12 protein-coding genes are annotated in these 14,691 nt (G+C 48.8%); 4 read left to right on the top strand and 8 right to left on the bottom strand.

The features are described from left to right. Window positions 1–9: 9 nt before the first annotated feature. Window positions 10–1,647: an alkaline phosphatase D family protein gene (locus tag H581_RS0104490; protein ID WP_028608985.1), complete on the bottom strand. Its 1,638-nt coding sequence runs from the start codon at window positions 1,645–1,647 to the stop codon at window positions 10–12. Between the two features lie 408 nt (window positions 1,648–2,055). Next, entirely contained in the window at window positions 2,056–3,543 is a 1,488-nt protein-coding gene (locus tag H581_RS0104485; RefSeq protein WP_028608984.1) for an alpha-L-arabinofuranosidase C-terminal domain-containing protein, read from the bottom strand. A 200-nt stretch (window positions 3,544–3,743) separates the two neighbouring features. Here H581_RS0104485 and H581_RS0104480 point away from each other — a divergent pair, with 200 nt between their 5' ends. Next, window positions 3,744–4,736 carry a LacI family DNA-binding transcriptional regulator gene (locus H581_RS0104480; RefSeq protein WP_028608983.1) on the top strand — a complete coding sequence of 331 codons (993 nt, stop codon included), beginning with the start codon at window positions 3,744–3,746 and terminating at the stop codon, window positions 4,734–4,736. Window positions 4,737–4,864: 128 nt separating this feature from the next. Here H581_RS0104480 and H581_RS0104475 read toward each other — a convergent pair whose 3' ends face one another. Beyond that, the gene (locus H581_RS0104475) at window positions 4,865–5,146 is read right to left on the bottom strand and encodes a winged helix-turn-helix transcriptional regulator (protein ID WP_084134469.1); all 282 of its coding nucleotides are present in this window, start codon (window positions 5,144–5,146) and stop codon (window positions 4,865–4,867) included. A 196-nt stretch (window positions 5,147–5,342) separates the two neighbouring features. Between H581_RS0104475 and H581_RS32990 the strand changes: the two genes are divergently transcribed. From H581_RS32990 to H581_RS0104465, 3 genes are all read left to right on the top strand, one after another. Further along, window positions 5,343–5,942, top strand: a complete 600-nt coding sequence (locus tag H581_RS32990) for an SDR family oxidoreductase (RefSeq protein WP_051250447.1) — start codon at window positions 5,343–5,345, stop codon at window positions 5,940–5,942. After that, on the top strand, window positions 5,930–6,241 hold the full coding sequence (locus tag H581_RS38780) for a Rossmann-fold NAD(P)-binding domain-containing protein (protein WP_051250446.1): 312 nt from the start codon (window positions 5,930–5,932) through the stop codon (window positions 6,239–6,241). The genes H581_RS32990 and H581_RS38780 overlap by 13 nt, the downstream gene beginning before the upstream one ends. Before the next feature lie 195 nt (window positions 6,242–6,436). Further along, window positions 6,437–7,198: an MBL fold metallo-hydrolase gene (locus tag H581_RS0104465; RefSeq protein ID WP_028608981.1), complete on the top strand. Its 762-nt coding sequence runs from the start codon at window positions 6,437–6,439 to the stop codon at window positions 7,196–7,198. A 164-nt stretch (window positions 7,199–7,362) separates the two neighbouring features. Here H581_RS0104465 and H581_RS32985 read toward each other — a convergent pair whose 3' ends face one another. From H581_RS32985 to H581_RS32980, 5 genes are all read right to left on the bottom strand, one after another. Then, on the bottom strand, window positions 7,363–8,784 hold the full coding sequence (locus tag H581_RS32985; protein ID WP_051250445.1) for a family 43 glycosylhydrolase: 1,422 nt from the start codon (window positions 8,782–8,784) through the stop codon (window positions 7,363–7,365). Between the two features lie 327 nt (window positions 8,785–9,111). After that, complete coding sequence (locus H581_RS0104455; RefSeq protein ID WP_028608980.1) at window positions 9,112–11,193, bottom strand: glycosyl hydrolase 115 family protein; 2,082 nt, start codon at window positions 11,191–11,193, stop codon at window positions 9,112–9,114. Window positions 11,194–11,203: 10 nt separating this feature from the next. Continuing rightward, window positions 11,204–12,082, bottom strand: a complete 879-nt coding sequence (locus H581_RS0104450; RefSeq protein ID WP_028608979.1) for a carbohydrate ABC transporter permease — start codon at window positions 12,080–12,082, stop codon at window positions 11,204–11,206. Next, window positions 12,082–13,014, bottom strand: coding sequence for an ABC transporter permease (locus H581_RS0104445; protein ID WP_084134460.1), 933 nt, complete (start codon window positions 13,012–13,014; stop codon window positions 12,082–12,084). Before H581_RS0104445 ends, H581_RS0104450 begins: the two co-directional genes overlap by 1 nt. A 98-nt stretch (window positions 13,015–13,112) precedes the next feature. Continuing rightward, on the bottom strand, window positions 13,113–14,681 hold the full coding sequence (locus H581_RS32980; RefSeq protein WP_051250444.1) for an extracellular solute-binding protein: 1,569 nt from the start codon (window positions 14,679–14,681) through the stop codon (window positions 13,113–13,115). Between the last annotated feature and the right edge of the window lie 10 nt (window positions 14,682–14,691).

Here is a 14,691-nt window from a genome sequence, read left to right as displayed (position 1 = left end):
GTACGTTCCTTACACTGTGACCGCACCGTCGTAAATTTTCTGTAATCCCGGTTTGCCCTTTTCCATCAGGAAGGAAGCGCGGGTTGTGATCGGCGCTCCAGGACGTGAAACATACGGAACAATACGGTAATCCGCCTGAAAGCTCTCAGGAGTAGCGGTGCAGCGCACATAGCCGCGCTGGTTGTTGTAGAACTTGATATGCGGATTTTCCGTAAGTATGTTTATTTGAGCGTCGGTAATATCATAACCGTCGCCTCCCGAAGTGATGGAGGTGCCGACAAATTCAGCTCCGAGGATCTCGGAATCCGGGTTGTTGAAATCCGCTTTAATATCGGCGGCCCAGTTCGAGTGAACGTCTCCTGTGAGGACTACAAGGTTGGAAAGTCCTTTCTGTTTGGCAAAATTAAGAATCCGGTCGCGGTTGGCGGAGTAGCCGTCCCATGCATCCATGCTGAATTCGTCCCCGGTTCCGATCATGAAGTCCCTCTCGCAGAAAAATACCTGCTGCGGAATAATATTCCACTGCGCTATCGATTGATCGAGACCTGAAAGCAGCCATTTCTCCTGCTCTTCGCCTATAATCGAGCGATCCTCACTCGCGGATTCTGGTGTCGGGGGCTTGCGTCCGTCGCCGCTCGCTTGATCATCACGGAATTGGCGGGTATCGAGTACTTGAAAATTAGCCAGGTCACCATAAATAAATTGTCTGTAGAGCTGCATGGTAAAACCGCTCGGCAGGGAAGAACTTCTTAAAGGCATATTTTCGTAATAGGCCTGGAATGCCGCAGCTTTGCGGACCAGGAAAGGTTCGATTGGCTGATTAGCCTCAGGGATCAGACCGGCATGGTTGTTCTCGACTTCGTGGTCGTCCATCGAAACCACCCAAGGGAAATTGGCGTGTGCGGCTTGCAGGTCGCTGTCGCTTTTGTACAAGGCATAGCGGTTGCGGTAATCCTCAAGTGTAAATATTTCGGGGCCGTTATGGTACCGGGGGCTTGAAGTAGTTGGTGCTGGACCGGGGCCTTCGTAAATGTAATCGCCCAGATGAAAGACCAGGTCCAATTCTTCCGCCGCCATATGGCGGTAAGAGGTATAGTATCCCTGCGGGTAGTTTTGGCAGGAAGCAAAAGCAAACGTCATTTTCGAAACGTGAGATCCGTATGCAGGCAGCGTCTTCGTACGGCCTGTCGGGCTGACTTCCTTTCCGGCTTGAAAGCGGTAGTAGTAGACTTGGTTCGGTTCCAGTCTATCCACCTCGACATGCACCGAATGCCCAAGCTGGGCTCTGGCAAAGCCTGCTCCTTGACGTACGACTTTGCGGAAATTCTCGTCGCTTGCCACTTCCCATTTGACCGGGACGTCGCTGCCGGACATGCCTCCGCCATTCAAAGGGTCGGGTGCAAGCCGGGTCCACAGCACAACGCTGTCCGGCCAAGGGTCGCCGGACGCTACCCCTAAAGTAAATGGATAAGCCGTAAATTTCGGCGCTGCATCGACAGCCCCCCCTTTAAGCGAAGCAGCGATCGTCAAACCGAGCGATGCGAGTGCGATTTTTCCTGTTGCCTGCAAAAAATCGCGGCGATCCATCTTGCCTTCCCGCAACTGTTTTTCCAGATCATTAAAGAGTTGTTCCTTGTCCAATTTCATCGACTCCTTTTAGCTTGGATTCTTTCTATTAAAACGCTTATGTATTAAACTAGTGTCATCCCCGCATGTAATTATAATAAAGGTTTATGTAAATGAATGTTATAAATCGTTGTAAATTTATGGATATATTTTGGAATTAATTGCATGCACAAGAGAGGACCATTGGAAAATATAAAGATTTTGTCCATCTATGTAACTACTCGACAACTTTTCGAGCGGGTGGTGAATGGTTCAAATGACATAAAGGGACCTATAAAGCGCATGGCCGCTTTCTTTCACCGACATTTACAAAACCTTCATTAGAAATCGCTAGCCCGTTATTACCCTGCTCATAATATTTCAGCTCTCCTTCCCCATACAAATAACCGGCTGCCGCGGCAACCGGTTAGGAGTGGATTTGCTTTTCAGCTAAGTAATGACCAAAACGTTTACCGAATGGGGCTGAAGTTCGACAGTAAGATCAGATTGCGTATTCCAGCTCATAGGCTGTTCCACGACACGAACCTGTTCTTTCCCGATATCGTTGTAAGCGTCTTTCGAATCGCCGACCACACTATAAAGCACCGCATTCGAATACTGGATTGCACGGCCAAGCTGCAGAGAAACGGTTTCCGCCCGATCGGGATGGCGGTTGACCAAAGCAACTCTCAGATCTTCGCTTCCCGTCCGTTTGGTGGCGACTGCATCGACATGCGGGACGCTTGTTGACTTGCCGGACTTCTCCACATCGAAAGCCGAATTTACCGACAGCCAGGAGTCAACGACGATATCCCCCAGATGTCGGATATACAGCTCAAACACAAAGTAACTGGATCTCAAGACGATCCCTTCTTGATGCGTAAAGACGGCTCCTCGTGTATTGACGGTCGGAGCGAAATTCGCCATTCCGACGACATCGCTATGCTTGTGGCACTGATTTAAGAAACAAGCCGTAAACACAGCATCCGCCATGGTGTAGCTTGAATTGATGTCGTTTTTATCCCTCGGGGTGATATAATCCTCGGTTCCGGAGTTAATATCCGGATGATGCCAGCCTCGAAGATTCCATTCGTCATAGGCAATACGAATTTTGCCCAAATAGCCGAGTGAGCCGAGAATATGTTTCGTCTTGAGAATCGGTTTCTCAATTTCCATGGAATACGCCATACAAGTTTCATAATCCGATAAATCGTTGACTTGGCCCAGATGATCCCAATAGTCGTGAATCGAGATCCAATCCAGATCATTCCCTGCTTCCCGCAGCAAATTCAGATTCCAATCCAAATCCGAAATGCTAGCTGCCAGCAGTTCAATGTTAGGGTCAACCCGCTTCATCATTTTGGCCGATTCTTTTACGAAACGCCCCCATTCCCTAAGATTCTTGGCGCCCATTTCCCAATCGCCGTAGTTTTCATTGCCGATGCTCCAATATTTCACTTTATAAGGCTCGGGATGGCCGTTTTCAATACGGAGCTTCGCCCATTTTCCTTCGGAAGGGAGGTTGCAGTATTCAACCCAATCGCTCATTTCTTCCGGCGACCCGGTTCCGGCATTCGTGCAAATATAAGGCTCTGCGCCAATCAAACGGCAATATCCAATAAATTCGTCCGTGCCGAACAGATTCGGTTCTTCTACCCGCCATGCCTTATCAAAGTAAGGCGAACGCTGCTTTCCTATCGCATCTTTCCAGCGGTAGGCAGAAACAAAGCAGCCGCCTGGCCATCGTACAATCGGAACCTCAATCTGTTTCAATGCTTCCATAACGTCTTGACGATATCCGCTGCTATCGGAAAGCGCGGACGCCGGATCAAAGATTCCGCCATAGATTTGACGATGAAAATGCTCCAGAAAGTGACCAAAAATTTTCTTATCTCTTTTGCTAAGTACTCTTCTTGGGTTAATCTCCAACCTAGACATTCTTCCACGCTCCATGATCAGATAATTTACGTGTGCGCACACGGTTGTCAACACACTTGCAATATATCTTGAATAGCTTTTTATGTCAATAAAAATAATGAAATGTTTCTAATCCCTTGCTATTACTGACATCCTATTATAAAATATTTAAAAATTGGTTTCGTGTGCGTACACGTTCATTAGTATAAAAGGAGCCGGATATGACAGTCACCATTAAAGATATCGCCCGGATTTGCCAGGTTTCGGAAGGAACCGTCGACCGTGCGTTGAACGGAAGGCCGGGCATTAGCGAGAAGACGAAAACATTGATTCTCAAAGCTGCGAAGGAGCTGAACTATACCCCCAATCATTTGGCCCGGGGCCTTGCCAAAGGCAGGTCCATGACGCTTGGCGTCATTCTATTTGATGTCCGCAATCCATATTTCGCACAATTAATGAATGCCATTGAAGTCAAAGCCAGGGAGCTCGGGTATATCGTTTTTCCTATATTTACCCATAACACTCCCGAACATGAAAGGAAAGCACTGGAATATTTCAAAACCCGGCAAGTAGACGGGATTATCATGTTCAGTGTCCAATTCGGACATGAATTTGAAGAAGAATTAACCGGTTTAAACATTCCCATTGTCACAATCGGAAATCGTATTTCCGGCAGGTGGACCTATGTGGGCATTAACGAACGTGAATCGATGAAAGACGCTGTGAAATATGTTGTAAGCCAAGGCTATGAACAAATTATATATGTTTGTCCTCCATTAGCGTACAGAGGCGAGGTCAATCTCTACACACTGGAAGAAAGGCTGGCCGGATGTCGCGAGGGTTTATTGGAGATGGGAAAAAAGGAACCGCTTGTCATTATGGACTCGGATTATATCCATGTCATCAGCCAAATGGATCTGGAATCCCAGCCGAAAAAAGCAATTGTCTGCCCTGCGGATATCTATGCATTAGAAGTGCTAAGTTATTTTAAGAAAAACAAAATAAGAGTTCCTGGACAGGTAGGCCTCATGGGTTTCGATGATATCGATATGTTAAAGTATATTTCTCCAAGACTATGCTCCGTACGATATCCTGTAAGCGAAATCGGAATAACGGCAGTGAATTGCTTGCTTGAAGAAATCAATGGAAATCTCAATAAGCATTTGAATGTATTGCTGTTGCAGCATCAAATCGTTACAGGTGAATCTTTGTAACTTAATCGAGGACCCTGCATTGCTAAAATATCAAAGTCCCCATCATGAACAGGCGGGGACTTTTTTGACGCCTATAGACCCGCAAACTTTTTACATAACGCTGAAACAAACGTGTACGCAGCATTACATTATTTGGGGTTGTTTGCGATATAGTTCAGGCCCCAATTCTCTATTTGGAGAAGGATAGGATAAAGGCTCTTCCCCGTCTCTGATAGCGAATACTCAACCTTGGGTGGGATTTCAGAATACACTTGCCGGCTAATCAGGCCATCGCTTTCGAGCTCACGCAGTTGACGAGTGAGCGTACGCTGCGTAATATTGGGAAATTCTCTTCTTAATTCATTGAACCGCTTAACCCCATGAATCGCAAGCTTATGCAATATGACTAGCTTATACTTGCCTCCAACCATATTGACCGTATATTCAACCGGACAAACCGGACATTCTATCGTTTGTTGTTTATCCACTCTGGTCCCCCTCCTTTTTAATGGTATCCTTTAGGATACTACATATCCTTAATGTGCGTACTTATAAATTTGAATTTAAACCTATATTATTTAACTATAATCACTATATTACTTTTAGTAAACGAAAGGATGATCAACAATGGAAACGAAGGAAAAAATATTGGTTTATGGAGCTGGCGGCGTGCAAGGTGGTGCAATCGCCCGCAATCTTCTAAAAGAAGGATATACCGTTCATACGATCGTGAGAAGTTCGGACAAGGCCTCTCGGCTTCAAGAGCAAGGCTTTACTGCCTTTGTTGGAGATCTGTCAGATGCAGACAGTCTCACTTCTGCTCATGAGGGAGTCAGCAAAGTGTTCCTGCTGTTGCCGGTGAACTATGATCTGGAGCGTAATCGCCAATTCATCCGAAATACCGTCGATGCCGCCAAACATGCAAATGTGAAGCTTATCGTTTTTAATACCAGCGGTCTCGTTCTAAATGATGATACAGGTGTCACTGCCTATGATATGAAGAGAGAATTAATTGCTTATGTGTTGCAAAGCGGCATTCCGTCTATCATCCTTCAACCTACATTTTATATGGAAAACTTCCTTATCCCCGGCGTTGTAGGCAACCAAACACTAGCTTATCCTGTACCAGCCGATTCTGCAATCGCCTGGATTAGCATGGAAGATGCGGCTGCTTACGGAGCATATGCGCTTAACCATCCAGAGCAGGGCAGACATTGCCTATCGTAGGACCTGAGGCTCTGACCGGAAATCAACTGGCTGAGCAATTCAGTGCCGCATTGAATCGGAAGATACAGTTTTTTTCTCTCCCAGTAGAAGCATTCGAAGAAGCGCTAGCTCCAGTACTGGGCAAGCAAACAGCAGCAGGCCTCGCCGACTCGTACAAATGGATTGGATTAAATAATAAATTTCTGCCCAGGCCTGAACAAGTAATTGACGAGTTGCGTATCGCTGCACCCGGCACCCCGCTCGTAGAGTGGGTGAGACAAGCTGTTCAGCATGGATATTTTGCCCCCATCAACGAGTAAACGGAAATAGCTCATCCATTAACGAAAGGAACCTTCTACCCCGACTTGATACGCGGTGAAGGTTCCTATATTAATAAAAATAAAAAGTTCCCCTTTCAATATTCAAGCCAATCGATAAAAAGACTTGATTCTATCCATGTAAATGGAATTGTTCATCGTTTAAACTTGACATACGAAACGTAAGGAGATGTAAATATGAGAGTTACTCAAATTAGAAATGCGACTTTGGCTGTTGAATATGCAGGGATTAAGTTTTTGATTGACCCCTTCTTGGCAGATAAGGGCACTTACCCGCCTTTCCCCAACTCGTTAAGACAAGATGATCGATTTAATCCTTTAGTAAGCCTGCCTGCATCACTAGACACTATTACAAATGTGGATGCTGTAATTGTAACTCATTTACATTTAGACCACTTTGATGATGCTGCCAAAGAGGCCTTGCCGAAAGATATCAAAATGTTTGTACAAAATGAAGAAGATGCCAAAGAGGTCCGAAACGCCGGTTTTCAAAATGTTGAAGTTTTAAGAGAAGATACAATTTTTAAGCGTATTCAATTAATAAAAACAAAAGGCGAACACGGAAGGGGAGAAATATTAAAAGTTGCTGGTCTGGTCTGCGGCGTTGTCTTCAAGCATCCAAATGAAAAAACGCTATATGTAGCTGGAGATACTATATGGTATGAAGCTATTCAAGAAGTAATCGAAACACAGTTACCGGGAATTATTGTTGTGAATGGCGGAGATAATCAATTCGTTGGGAGCGGCTCACTAATCATGGGAGAAGATGATATTTATGAAGTGTATAAGGCTGCCCCAAAAGCAAAAATTGTTGTTAGCCATATGGAAGCTGTAAATCATTGGACATTATCAAGAAACGAATTAAAGAGCTTTATTCAAGAAAAAGGCATCTCCTCTACTGTTCTAGTGCCGGATGACGGGGAATCATACAAATTCTAAAACCCTGCGTCTGACGCCGGCCTCTAGCACTAGCGGCGGTCTAGGACTTGAAAAAAGTCTTAGACTGCCGCTAGCTTAATTGAACTGACGTATCATTTATGACCGGATGACCGTTATAGCCGCTAGACGGGGGAGTCCCGCTTGTTCTACAAATGCTTTCTCCATCACTCTTTAATCGCCTGATATCGAAATCCGGAAATTTCGGCCTCGCCGTTCCCAGCTGCATAAATTCCAAGCCGTAAACTAATAAAATCGCCAAAGTTATTATGATGATAACCCGATACTTCCAATGCTGCCGGAAACCGTGTCCATTCTACTCCATCGGTACTGTAGAACATGATGACCGTGTTGCATTCATTCCTAATTTTCAAATAAAGCCGACTACCCTGGCCCCGCCCAGGAGCGCTTTTGGAGCCACGCCGAAGCCGAAAAATACCATGCTCCGTAAAACCGATTCCTGCGTAACAGCGTTCGTTGTAGAAAAGAAGCAGCCCTGCTTCCACTTCAGGTCCGACCTTGATTTGAACCTCGGATTCATAGGCATGGTCAAGCGGAATACATAATAGAGGTGCTGAATCCGAGGGCGACTCGCCTTTAGCCCTCAGCTTCAAGACGCCCCCTCCTACGTAATAACGTTCAGGGTCCAGTTCCTTGTAAAATCGCCATTGCCAGCCGAGTGTGGCTCCTCGGAAATCGTCGGAAAGATCCAGAGAAGTATCTCCCGTTGTCTTTAACTGCCCATCCGCGTTCATCGCTAACGAAGGCCAACCGTCTTCCGTCCAAACGATGGGCTCCAGCAAGGTTTGTCTTCCGAGCGTGCAGAAGTCCTTTTCATAGGCATGATAGACGATATACCACTTTCCGTTCGGCGTATCGACCAACGTGCCGTGACCCTTGGACCACCAGCGTTCATCCTTCGACCAAGTATGCACAAGAGGATTATAAGGGGAGTTCTCCCACGGTCCTAAAGGATTCTCGCTTCTAGCTACAACAGCCATATGGCTTGTTGCAGGACCAGCTGTTCCTCCTTGTGCACTAACCATATAATAAAAACCGCCCCGTGCTAACAACTTGGGGGATTCAAGAGCGTGTCCTTCCGTAGCCCATTCCTCCGGGATCGGCCAACCCTCATAAATCTCGGAAATATCGTTGGTGACGGAAAGGCCATCCGGAGCTAGCAATACCACCCTTCCGAAGTTTAGAAACAAATACCGCTGTCCATCGGCTCCAAGCAGATGCCCCGGGTCAATACCGCCTACGTGCAGATCAATTGGTTCACTCCATGGTCCCTCCGCTTTATCGGCATATACGACATAATTCGTATCGTTTGCAGGAAAATAAATGTAAAAGCGACCATCCGCATAAACGAGGTCCGGAGCCCAGATATCCCCCATATAGGTCTGGATCGCATGGCAAAGGGGAACCCAATCAGTAAGGTTGCGGGAATGCCATACCAATAGTCCAGGCGCATACATAAAAGAAGAATGTGTCATGTAATAATCTTGACCTACACGCACAATTGAAGGATCAGGGTAATCGCCCCTAAGCACTGGAACCGGGTAAGATGATATTGTAGTAATCGGCATCTAATCTGCTCCTAATATAAACCAAGGCAGCATCCATGAGGCAACTGCCTAGTTTCCGATTTTCTTTTGTAATTGCAGTTGCTCCATTCAACACTTGCTTAAGAATCCATAAAGTTGAAAGCTTCTCTTTCAGCGTCAAAAAACAAGAACGGAAGGCACCAAGTCCTTCCTATCTTGTCTTTATGCTCATTTAAGGGACTAACCAATATTCAGATTCAGGTTGTGGATGGCATCAGCCACCATTCGTGCGACAGCCTCCGCACCTTGCTCATTCAAATGCGTATTGTCTTCGATGACTCGGCCGGCAGGCTTGAGCCATTTAACCTATCAGACGCCGAACTTGTCCGCCAGCCTCTGGGCTAGCTCATCATCTGAGAGAGGATTGCGGTGCGTGTTCTCCAAGTAAATATATTTCTCCGTTTCCGGCATCAGAAAATGCTTGTACCACGCGAAGAAATCGGGGCTGTCGCCGTGCATGCGAAGCCAGCGCCGAAGCGTGTCCATGTTTTGCACCGTGCTATCGATATTCGTCAGCCAGTCCGCGCGGAAGAAATTCGCCCACTTCCCGTGTTCGGCTTCCTGCAGCGCGACCCGCCCCCTCCGATAGTTCCACATCGCCTGCGAAGCATACACAAACGCCAGCGGATAGTTGCCGTTCCGGTAAGCGGAGTACGATTGTCCCAACGCCTCAAAGCCCTCGCAGCCGGACAGATGAAGCTCTACATGCAAAAGCAAATGATCTTTCAGCCGAAGGCGATCCGGTTCCGCGAGCTCGGGAAGCAGCTGTTCAATCCGCTCCCTCAGCTCGCGCAAGCCCGGAACGGCCTCGGCGCACTTCCGCCGAAACCACTCGACTTGCTCCGGAAAATCGAAGACGCCCGTTGCCCAATTTAACCGTGCATGCGGTTGATCCGATTTCCCCTGAAGCCAGTGTCCGACGATTTGGCGGGCCGGATGATGATAAAACTCATCTCCCGCCCGGTCATCTTCGTTCGGGCCGTACGGAACTGTCCGCCCCGCATATTCACGGAACAGCGCGGCGATCTCCGGCGAACCCGAGGGAAACATCCGACGGACAAACGTTTGAAGATGCTCTTCTGTATCCGCTTCCCCCTGCGTCCACAGCTCCCGTATCAAGTCCAGCGTATAGACATGCGGCCGAATGTTGCCGCTGTTAACGAGCACGTAGTCGTTAGCTCCGGCCCGAAACGCCTGCTCCACCTCTCCGCTGATCAGACTGGCCGGAGCCGGGAACAACGTCAAATGATTGGAAGCTTGGAGATCGTGAAACGTCACATGATAATAAATGCCGTGTTTGCCTTTGTCCTGCAGCTCGGGTAAAGACGGTACCCGCAGGTTCTCGTTGCCGTTGCGGCGGGATACCATCTTGCCGTATCCATTGTCCGCCCAAATCTTGATGATATCGTCCGGAATATGGATATGACCCGCTTTGTACAATTCCGAGATCTCCCCATAGAACGCCACGCAGCAGTACGGATCGGTTACCTTTGCGCGAACCATATCGTATTGCTTGCGCACGACGCGGCTGATCATTTCACCGCGCTTCTCAGGCGTGTCGAATGCGGGATCCTGAACCCAAAAAGGCTGATCGCCTTGCCCGCGGAATGAAAGAACCCAAACAATGTTACGGTCCTTCTGCTTCTCAATCGCTTTCTCCCATAACGTCTCAAACAGCTCCGGGTTCTCTTGATAGCTTGCTTTCTTACCGGGATATGCCCGCAGAAACATCTCGGCGCCCAGCGGCTCGGCATGGTGGTGGGTAACCCACAGCCCCATCTCCGCGGCCACATCCGCATGCACGCCGTGCTTTGGCAGGTCGGTGCCGGGGATAACCATATTCCCTCCGCAGCGCAGCAGCGCCTCGAAGACAGGCTCCCATACTTCGCTGGTCGGGGGGTACTCCTCCTTCCACCCGATCAGGCACACCTCGTCATTGACGAACCAGCCGCGAAACCGGACGAACGGTTCTGGCGAATCGTAATCGCCCTCAGGAATCTCGATCCGGCTTCGCCGCTCGGGAGAAAGGTCCGCCCAGAACCAGAACGGATCGACGCCGAGATACTTTCCGCTGTACTCGAGCATGCCGTAGACCAGTCCGAGATCGTCGGCCGCCGCAATATGCAGAGTCGTTCTGCCGCCGTCCTTCACAAAGCGGAAGCAAAACGCCTCCGGTCTGTCCGGGCACCGGTCTTGGGATACCGCATAGCGGATGACGACATCAGCCGGTTCATCCGCTCCCAATACATGCCTCGGAACGGCGCCCAGTACCTGCGCGTGGTCTCTCTCTACCATCTTCCAAACGTGGCGGACCGGCGAAGACGGATGGGGCGGAATGCGGTAAGTCGTTTTTCTGTCAATGATAAATGCCAACTTAAGTCTCCTCCTCATTCATAAACCGTCAGCCCTTCACCGAACCGAGCAGAAAGCCTTTATTGAAATGCTTCTGTAGGAATGGATATATGATCATCATCGGCAAAGCCGAGAGCACAATCGCAGCCATTTTCGCACCCGGAGTATATACGATCTCTTGTTGAAACAAGGAAGCAGTTTGTTCCATGTCCAGATTCAGCACGAGCATTTGCCGCAGAAACACTTGAAGAGGCCACATGTCGGAATCGTTTAAATAGATCAGCGCCGAAAAATAGGTGTTCCAATAGCCGACCATATAAAATAGCACGAAGGTGGCGATGGAGGCCTTGGACAGAGGAAGCATAATGCTGAAGAACATTCTCCATTCCCCGCAGCCATCTACGCGCGCCGATTCTTCCAGCTCGTACGGGATCGATGAAAAGAAGCTCCGCATGACGATCAGATAAAACGGCGCGATCGCCCCCGGAAGCCAAAGGGACCAAAACGTGTTGATCAACCCGAACTCATTGACGACCAGATAGGTCGGAATCATGCCTCCGGAGAACAGCATCGTGAAGACGACCATGAAGTTGATGGCGCTCCGTCCTTTGAACCACTTTTTGGACAAGCCGTATGCCATCAGTGTCGTGGCCGATATGCTGATTGCCGTTCCTACGACAGTAATAATGACGGCGTTCAGGAAGCTTTGCGAGAAACCGTCGTTCGCGAGCAGGTACAAATACGCGTCCCACGTCCACTCTCTCGGTATAACGAAGAAGCCTCGGGTCAAATATTCATTTTCGGTGGCAAACGACGTCATCAGCACATAGAGCAGCGGGAATAGGATTGCAGCCCCCCATACAATAAGAACCGAGTATACGAAAATATCGACGTACCTTTCATTGCCGGATAATCGGCGAATATTCATTAGTACACGCCCTCCTTTCCCGACCGTTTCGCAATGGCGTTCGCGGAAAGCACCAATACAAGCCCGATGACCGATTTGAACAGACCGACCGCCGTCGTGTAGCTGAATTCACCCTGCTGAACGCCGACTCTGTAAATATAGGTGTCAAACACGTCGGAAACTGCAAGATTGAGCGGGTTTTGCAGCAGAAATACATGCTCGAAGCCGACATCGATAAAATTTCCGAGACGGAGGATAAATAGGATGAGAATCACAGGCACGAGAGACGGCAGCGTGATGTGCCAAATCTTTCTCCACCGGTTCGCCCCGTCAATCCCGGCGGCTTCATACAATGTCGTGTCGATTGAAGCTAGAGCGGCCAAATAGATGATCGCGCTCCATCCTACCTCTTTCCAAATGTTCTGCAACAGCCATATCCAGCGGAAATGATCCGGATCGCCCAACCCCCGGTACCTCGGTAAACCGACCGATTCCAGAAACTGGTTGAACCCGCCAAACTCGCCGGAAAACAAGACAACGGTAACCCCGACGACGACGATCATGGATACAAAATGCGGCAAGTATACGACGGTTTGCAGCGTCGTCTTGAACCATCGCAGACGAACCTCGTTCAGAATGAGGGAAAATACGATAGGCGCGGGAAAAAAGAAGCATATGTCGATCAGGTTTAGAACGAGCGTATTTTTGAGCAGTGTCAAAAACTGCCGCTCGGTGAATAACCGGATGAAGTGATCAAGGCCGACCCACTCGCTGTCGAACACGCCGCGGAACGGACTGAAGTTCTGAAATGAAATTAAAACGCCGAACATCGGCAAATACTTGAATAGTATGATCGACAAGAGCCCAGGCAGAATCATCAAAAAAATGGGGAACGCCCGCTTCATATAATGCATTCTAGCCATAGACGCTCTCGAATCGCCGGAAAGTCTCATGCTGTCCCGCCTTTCGCATGACAGAAGCCGACCGCCGCACCGGATGCGGATGGCCGGCTTTAATCATAAACTTAGAATGAATAATGCAATTCTACTACTTAGTTGCCCTTAGACTTTGCATACGCGTCGTTTACTTCTTGAATAATTTTATCGCCGCCCCCGGCTCTCCATGCCTCGATCGCTTGATCGATGCTGTCCACAGGCTCTTTTCCGATAATAATTTTCAATTGGGCTTCCGTAAACGCCGTCTTGAGGTTGTTCCATGACTTCGTATACGTTTCCGAATAGATCGTTAACCCGCCCGACTCGTTCCGCCATGGGTATTTCGCGTTGTTCTCATTGAACTTCCTGTCGAAATCGGCGGTTTCCTTTGGGGTCCAAATGTGTACAAAGAAGTTGGGATCGGCGCGCCAGAAAAACCAGTTGTTCATAATCCGAGGCAGATCGGTTTCGTTCAACTCCGTTGCTTTATAGGTGCCGTCAGCCTCTTTCGTATAGTGAACGCCCTCGATCCCGTTCCTCATAATGTTCGTGCCTTCGTCGGTCACCCACCAATCAAGGAGCTTCAGGAGACGCTCCCGCTTCTTGGCGTCGATACTGGCGTTGATCACTATTTTATTGGCTCCGACCAAGTTCGCCGGATTGCCTCGCAATCCGTCAGGACCGATCGGCGGCGCCAGCTGTACCAATTCCGCGTTTGGATCGATAGCCTTCAGCTTTTCGTTATCGGTTCGAAGACCGAGCGGATGGTGGTTGAAGATGCCCGCTTTGCTAGCCTGGAACATCTCATAGACGTTGACTCCCTTCTTGGTGTAGAATTCCGGGTCCAGGACTCCTTCCTCATACATCTTGCGGAGATAGCCGAGGAATCCCTTCTGCTCCGCCGATTGGACGAATTGAGGCATCAACTTGCCGTCTGCCAATTTCCAATCGTTCGCCAATCCGAATGCTGCCCTCAACTGGGAGGCGTTCGCACCCAGTTCCTGGTCGGTCGTGAACCCGACAGTATCATTCTTGCCGTTCTTGTCCGGATCGTTGTGGGCAAACGCTTTCATGATCTCATAGAACTCGTCCACATTGAACGTTTCTTCGTTCGGCATCGGCAGTCCTGCGTTACGGATCCAGTCGGCCCGAATTTGATAGCTGTCCCGAACCTCTTGCCCCCAAGACGGCATCCCGTAGATCTTCCCTTGCGGGCTCAACATCTTCCACATATCATCCGGGAATGCCTTGGCCAGGTTCGGGTACTGATCCAGATGCGGGGCTAAATCCAAGAAAATGCCCTCGTTCTGCCACTTGGCAAAGTTATCCGGAGTTACCTTGTACATGTCAGGCAAGCTTCCTGATGCGGCCATTACGTTGAGCTTATCCTTGTATGTCGGACCGTCGGTCCACATAATCTTCATTTCAATGTTGAATTTCTCGTTTAAATACTGAATCGTTGGATGATCATCCCGCCACTTTCCGCCGCCCCATGATTCCGGCATAAAGGAGATCGTCAGCTTCTCCGAACCGTCGTCGATGACCTCTCCGGTTTCTTTCGACGAGTTTGCGGCACCTCCGTTATCGCCTGCTCCGGAATTGTTGTTTCCGTTGTTTGCTGCGCAGCCGGCCAGTAAGCCCACTGCCAGAAACACCGAAAGAAGAAGCGCTGTCCATCTTCTCATTCTTTGACCC

Origin of the sequence: Paenibacillus harenae DSM 16969 (assembly GCF_000422465.1) — a bacterium.
Classification (GTDB): Bacteria; Bacillota; Bacilli; order Paenibacillales; family Paenibacillaceae; genus Pristimantibacillus; species Pristimantibacillus harenae.
The sequence above is the reverse complement of the archived record's forward strand: the minus strand, read 5'-3'. Positions and strand labels throughout refer to the sequence as shown.

What these genes read in the sequence shown, in the direction of transcription:
- H581_RS32985 (WP_051250445.1), bottom strand. Translation starts at nt 8,784, where the DNA reads ATGCCGATTACTACAATATCATCTTACCCGGTTCCAGTGCTTAGGGGC.
- H581_RS0104480 (WP_028608983.1), top strand. Translation starts at nt 3,744, where the DNA reads ATGACAGTCACCATTAAAGATATCGCCCGGATTTGCCAGGTTTCGGAA.
- H581_RS0104455 (WP_028608980.1), bottom strand. Translation starts at nt 11,193, where the DNA reads ATGAGGAGGAGACTTAAGTTGGCATTTATCATTGACAGAAAAACGACT.
- H581_RS0104465 (WP_028608981.1), top strand. Translation starts at nt 6,437, where the DNA reads ATGAGAGTTACTCAAATTAGAAATGCGACTTTGGCTGTTGAATATGCA.
- H581_RS0104485 (WP_028608984.1), bottom strand. Translation starts at nt 3,543, where the DNA reads ATGTCTAGGTTGGAGATTAACCCAAGAAGAGTACTTAGCAAAAGAGAT.
- H581_RS0104490 (WP_028608985.1), bottom strand. Translation starts at nt 1,647, where the DNA reads ATGAAATTGGACAAGGAACAACTCTTTAATGATCTGGAAAAACAGTTG.
- H581_RS32980 (WP_051250444.1), bottom strand. Translation starts at nt 14,681, where the DNA reads ATGAGAAGATGGACAGCGCTTCTTCTTTCGGTGTTTCTGGCAGTGGGC.
- H581_RS32990 (WP_051250447.1), top strand. Translation starts at nt 5,343, where the DNA reads ATGGAAACGAAGGAAAAAATATTGGTTTATGGAGCTGGCGGCGTGCAA.
- H581_RS0104450 (WP_028608979.1), bottom strand. Translation starts at nt 12,082, where the DNA reads ATGAATATTCGCCGATTATCCGGCAATGAAAGGTACGTCGATATTTTC.
- H581_RS0104445 (WP_084134460.1), bottom strand. Translation starts at nt 13,014, where the DNA reads ATGAGACTTTCCGGCGATTCGAGAGCGTCTATGGCTAGAATGCATTAT.
- H581_RS0104475 (WP_084134469.1), bottom strand. Translation starts at nt 5,146, where the DNA reads ATGGTTGGAGGCAAGTATAAGCTAGTCATATTGCATAAGCTTGCGATT.